Annotated in this window: 2 protein-coding genes; one reads left to right on the top strand and one right to left on the bottom strand. The window is 76.8% G+C overall.

What is annotated here, in order from left to right; genetic code table 11:
• On the top strand, window positions 1–798 hold a 798-nt coding region (locus tag ABD211_RS16785), incomplete at its 5' end, for an MFS transporter (RefSeq protein WP_486336258.1).
• Window positions 799–830: 32 nt separating this feature from the next.
• Here ABD211_RS16785 and ABD211_RS16780 read toward each other — a convergent pair.
• On the bottom strand, window positions 831–1,070 hold a 240-nt coding region (locus ABD211_RS16780), incomplete at its 5' end, for a hypothetical protein (protein WP_344132160.1).

Genomic DNA, 1,070 nt, shown 5'->3' with positions numbered 1-1,070 from the left:
GCCGCGCTCGCCGCCGGGCGGGCGCTGCGCAACGCGGGCCTGGGCGTCGGCGCGCTCGTCGCCACGGTCGCCGTCGGCAGTGGCGGCGGCGCGCTCATCGCGACAATGGCGGTCACCGGCGTCGTGATGCTCGCGTCGGCTCTGCTCACCGCGACGATGCGGCTGACCGCGCCGGCACCCACCGGCCCGGCCCGCGTCGAGAGCCAGGGCCCGCTGCGCGGACTCACCGCGGTGTTCGTGGCGAACGTGCCGCTGGCGTTCTGCTTCTCAGTGCTCGAGGTCGCGCTGCCCGCCGTCGTGCTGGACCAGTTGCGGGTGAGCCCTGCCTGGTCGGCGGCCATGTTCGTGGGCAACACCGCGCTGGTGATCGCCGCGCAGGTGCCCGTCGTGCGCTGGCTCGCCCGTTGGCCGCGCCGTCGCGGGTTCGCCCTGTCCGGCGTGGTGCTGGCGGTGTCGTACCTGGGGTTCTTGGGCGGCGCGGCGTTCGGCGGCACCGCCGGCGCCGGCGCGGTCGCCGCGGTATGCGTGCTCTACACGCTGGGCGAGATCCTCTACACGGGTACGGGCACGGCACTGGTGATCGCCGGCGCGCCGCCGGAGCTGCTCGGCCGGGCGCTGGTGCGGTTCCAGCTGTCCACGGGCATCGGTACGGCCGCCGCGCCCGCGGTCCTCGCGGCGCTCTTCGCCGCCGGCCCGGCGGCACTGTGGCTCGGCCTGGCCGCCATAACCGTTGCGGCCGTAACTGCCCTGGGCCTGCGACCGGCGCGGGTCCGTCGCCAGCTGCGCCTCGCTGCCTAGGTGTCGCCTGGACGAGGGCGGCGTCGCCGGGGCTACTCGGGTTGGCGGTCGCGGGCGCGTTGGAGGCGGCGGGTCGCGGCGGTCAGGTCCCGCTGGGCGGCCTGCCGCTCGGCCCGTCGACCGTTGGCCTCCTCCTGCAGCGCCACCTTCCGCTCGCGGAGCTCCGCGAGCGCCTGTTCCACCTCGGCCAGCCGTTCGCGCGCCCGCTCCTCCGCCCCGGCGGCCGCGTCGTACGCCGCCCGCACCCGTTCCTCATCCCGTTGCGCCGCGCG

The sequence above is a fragment of the Luedemannella flava genome (genome assembly GCF_039528515.1).
Lineage (GTDB): Bacteria > Actinomycetota > Actinomycetes > Mycobacteriales > Micromonosporaceae > Luedemannella > Luedemannella flava.
This window is presented reverse-complemented; position numbering and strand designations above follow the sequence as displayed.